3 protein-coding genes and 1 pseudogene are annotated in these 3,754 nt (G+C 62.3%); 1 reads left to right on the forward strand and 3 read right to left on the reverse strand.

Features of this window, described 5'->3' with window-relative positions:
* The 3 genes and pseudogenes from BN1143_RS22245 to phnR form a co-directional block, all read right to left on the reverse strand.
* A pseudogene (locus BN1143_RS22245) lies at positions 1 to 128 on the reverse strand (putative 2-aminoethylphosphonate ABC transporter ATP-binding protein); the annotation flags it as partial.
* 267 nt (positions 129 to 395) lie between these two features.
* The gene (locus BN1143_RS00005; protein WP_082038359.1) at positions 396 to 1,415 is read right to left on the reverse strand and encodes a putative 2-aminoethylphosphonate ABC transporter substrate-binding protein; all 1,020 of its coding nucleotides are present in this window, start codon (positions 1,413 to 1,415) and stop codon (positions 396 to 398) included.
* 119 nt (positions 1,416 to 1,534) lie between these two features.
* Positions 1,535 to 2,242 carry a phosphonate utilization transcriptional regulator PhnR gene (gene phnR, locus BN1143_RS00010; RefSeq protein WP_005300236.1) on the reverse strand — a complete coding sequence of 236 codons (708 nt, stop codon included), beginning with the start codon at positions 2,240 to 2,242 and terminating at the stop codon, positions 1,535 to 1,537.
* A gap of 263 nt (positions 2,243 to 2,505) precedes the next feature.
* On the opposite strand from phnR, the gene phnW reads away from it, so the two are divergent.
* A complete protein-coding gene (phnW, locus tag BN1143_RS00015; protein ID WP_042049171.1) occupies positions 2,506 to 3,648 on the forward strand; it encodes a 2-aminoethylphosphonate--pyruvate transaminase in 1,143 nt (380 codons plus the stop codon).
* Positions 3,649 to 3,754: the final 106 nt, after the last annotated feature.

A 3,754-nucleotide genomic window follows, 5' to 3' on the forward strand; every position in this document is an offset into this window, starting at 1 on the left:
CCGCAGCCGGAGGGGCCGAGAAAGCAGATAAACTCCCCCGGCTCAATGGTCAGAGAGATCCCCTTGAGGGCCTGAAAAGCACCGAACTGCTTGTTGAGATGTTGAATGTCCAGATAGGGCTGGGTCATGGTTCGACTCGCTACTGATTTGGTATATACCAGTTTGTGGGTGAAATGTGACGGTCAGGTGATCGAGGGATGACAGCTTGATGACCGTCAGATGACGACGGGTTATCAGCAGATGGCTTGGTCGCTTGTGGATGGGGTGCCACCCATTGAGGGCGACACAAACAGGGGAGGCGATGCCAAAAAGCGAAGGCCAACCTGGGTTGGCCTTCGGCAGTTTGTTTATCGCCCTGGGTGCATTGGCATTGCTCAAACCAGCCCCCAGCGGGATTACTGCTTGGCTTCGGTCTTGCCGTCGAAGCTGGCGCTCCACTGGGCCAGAATGGTGTTGCGCTCGCGGGCCGCCCAGCCAAAGTCGTTGTCGATCATCTGGCTCTTGATATCCGCCGGGTAGCCCGCTCTCGGTTTGGCGACCTCCGGAATGGCGACCACTGCGAACGACTTGTTGTAGAGGGCGTTGGCCTGTTCGGTGGCGGCAAAGTCGAGCAGCTGTTTGGCGGCCTCCAGCTTGGGGGTGCCCTTGATGATGGCGGCAGCTTCCATGTCCCAGCCCGAACCCTCTTTCGGGAACACCACCTCGATGGGGGCCCCCTTGGCCTTGAGGCTGGTAGCCGGGAAGTCGAAGGAGATACCGATCACAGTCTCGCCGCTGGCGGCCAGCTTGCAGGGTGCCGAGCCCGAGTGGGTGTAACGGTCGATGTTCTGGTGCAGGCCGTTCATAAATTGCCAGCCCTGCTGCTCGCCCATGGTCTGCAGCCAGCCGGCGACGCTCAGGTAACCGGTGCCGGAGGAGCTGGGGTTGGGCATGATCACCTTGCCCTTGTAGATGGGCTTGGTGAGGTCGGCCCAACTGGTGGGGGCCGGGATCCCCTGTTTCTCGGCCTCTACCTTGTTGAAGCAGATGGCGCTGAAGAAGGCGTCCAGACCGATCCAGTGCGGCTCGGCCTTGCTGTCGCGAAAGCGGCTGTCGAGCTTCTCCAGCCCCTTGGGCGCATAGGCATTGAGCATCTGCTGCTGATCGAGCTGCATCAGGCTGGTGGCGGCCAGTCCCCATACCACGTCCGCTTTGGGCTGGGCTTTTTCTGCCAGCAAGCGGGCGGTGACCACGCCGGTGGAGTCACGCACCCACTTGATGTTGATATCCGGATGCTGGCGCTCGAACGCGGTTTTCAGCTCGCTGAGCTGTTCCGGTTCGAAGGCGGTGTAGACGGTGAGATCGGTCGCGGCCAGTGCCGGGGCTGTCGTGGCAGCCAGCACGGCGGCGGCCAGCAAATGGGTTCCCTGTTTCATCCTCTTCTCCATATGAATTGGTTTGGTATAAACCAGATTGGTCGAGAGAGAGGCTAGGGGATCTTTATGACGTGACCGTGACAGCCCCGTGACGTTTTGCCGCGCACAAGTTGCGGCAATCAATCCTGGGTATCCACCTCGATCTCCAGACTGTCGTGGCGCCAGTACTCCAGATCGAAGTCAAGCACCCGACCGTGCTGATCGAAGTTGAGTCGCTCGAGGCGCAGGGCGGGCAGACCGGCGGTGGCCCCCAGTGCCTTGGCCACCTCATCCGGCAGGGCGGTGGGGAAGAAGCGCACCTGCATGCGGGCGTAGTGAAGATCGTAATGGGCCTGATAGATCTCGGTCAGGCTGCCGTTGAGATCCAGCTCCAGCAGGCCGGGTACCCGCTCTGGCAGGCAGTGGTTCTCGCAATAGCAGATGGCGCGCCCGTTGGCGTAGCGCAGCCGCTTGAGCAGAAACAGGCTGTCGAACGGCTTGAGCTGCAACTGCGCCATCAGCGCCGGCGGCACCGCCTGGCGGCTTTTTTCCAGCAATTCGGTGCGCGGCTCGCCCCCTTGCTCCCGCACTATCTGGTGAAAGTTGGAGGTGCGTCTTGGGTTGAGGCGAAAGCGCGGCGGGGTGACGAACCAGCCGCGGCGATCCTCCCGATAGATAAGGCCGTTCGCCTCCAGCTGCACCAGTGCCTCGCGGATGGTGACTCTCGTGGTGCCGTAGAGTTCCCCCAGCAGGCGCTCGGAGGGGAGCTTGTCGTTGGGAGCCAGGCCCCCCGCCAGGATCTGGTTGGCGAGGGCATCCTTGATCTGCAGATATTGGGGTTTGCTCATGAAAATCCCTGGTTATGCAATGAGTGTGCAATGAGTTGGGCAATCGGCTGGGCACAGGGCAGATCATTTGCGCTGTCGTTAAACGGCGATGTCAAAACGCGTTGGTAGATACCAGAATCACCCTGTAGTTCAGGCTTCCTAGATTATCGCGATCCCGGCGTCGTAAATGAATTTTTTGTTGCACATGGCGCCACCCCTTTGACCTTGGCGGGGCAGTTACCCACAATGCGCTCATTCTGGTATATACCAAATGGAGTGAAGTCATGACCAATATTCCTGCGGCCCCCGCTGCCGTCGATTACCTGCTGCTGACCCCGGGCCCCCTCTCGACCACCGCCACGGTGCGCGCCGCCATGCTGCAAGACAGCTGCACCTGGGATGCGGACTACAACCAGGGCGTGGTGGAGCCCATCCGCCGCGAGCTGGTGCGCTTGGCCACTGGCCCTGAATATGAGAGCGACTACAGCGCCGTGCTGCTGCAGGGGAGCGGCAGCTATGTGGTGGAGAGCGTGCTGGGCTCGGCCATCGGCGCCGATGAGTGCCTGCTGATCATCAACAATGGTGCCTACGGCGCCCGCATGGGGGAGATGGCCCGCTGCCTTGGCCTGCGCCACCACGAGCTCGACTGCGGCGAGACGACCCGCCCCGAGCCCGCTGCCATCGAGGCGATACTGGCACGTCACCCCGAGATCACCCATCTGGCCATGGTGCACTGCGAGACCACCACCGGCATGCTCAACCCCCTTGAGGAGGTGGCAGCGCTCTGCCAGCGCCGCGGCATTCGCCTGATCGTCGATGCCATGAGCAGCTTTGGCGGCATCCCCATCGACATGGGCCGCCTTGGCATCGAATTTCTCATCAGCTCCGCCAACAAGTGCATTCAGGGGGTGCCGGGTTTTGGCTTCGTCATCGCCCGCCGCACCGCGCTCACGGCCTGCGCCGGTCGTGCCCGTTCGGTCTCCCTCGACCTGCACGCCCAGTGGCAGACCATGGAGCAGCAGGGGGGCAAGTGGCGCTTTACCTCGCCCACCCATACCGTGCTCGCCTTTGCTCAGGCGCTGCGCGAGCTGGAAGAGGAGGGCGGGATCGACGCCCGCCATCAGCGTTACAGCGAGAATCAGCGCACCCTGGTGGATGGCATGGCGGCGTTTGGCTTTGAACCGCTGCTGCCAGAGAAATGGCAATCCCCCATCATCACCGCCTTCTACTCCCCGGCCCACCCGGACTACTGCTTCGCCGATTTCTACCAGCGGCTCAAGGGGCAGGGTTTTGTTATCTATCCGGGCAAGGTCTCCCAGGCCGATTGCTTTCGCATCGGCAATATCGGCGACGTGACCTCGGCGCGAGTGCGCGATCTGCTCGCCGCCATGGCCCGCGCCTGCTACTGGCAGGGGGAAGCACGATGACGAGCCAAGCGCTTCACGGTCGCGATCTGCGTGGCGATAAGCTGCACGGCAGTGGCCGCGCCGACAGTGAAGGGGATATCAACCTCGGCGAGGGGCGGGCGCGCTG

Source organism: Aeromonas dhakensis, from assembly GCF_000820305.1.
Classification (GTDB): domain Bacteria; phylum Pseudomonadota; class Gammaproteobacteria; order Enterobacterales; family Aeromonadaceae; genus Aeromonas; species Aeromonas dhakensis.

Excerpts from the sequence above, each read along its gene's own strand:
- phnR (WP_005300236.1), bottom strand. The coding sequence starts at position 2,242 with ATGAGCAAACCCCAATATCTGCAGATCAAGGATGCCCTCGCCAACCAG.
- BN1143_RS00005 (WP_082038359.1), bottom strand. The coding sequence starts at position 1,415 with ATGAAACAGGGAACCCATTTGCTGGCCGCCGCCGTGCTGGCTGCCACG.
- phnW (WP_042049171.1), top strand. The coding sequence starts at position 2,506 with ATGACCAATATTCCTGCGGCCCCCGCTGCCGTCGATTACCTGCTGCTG.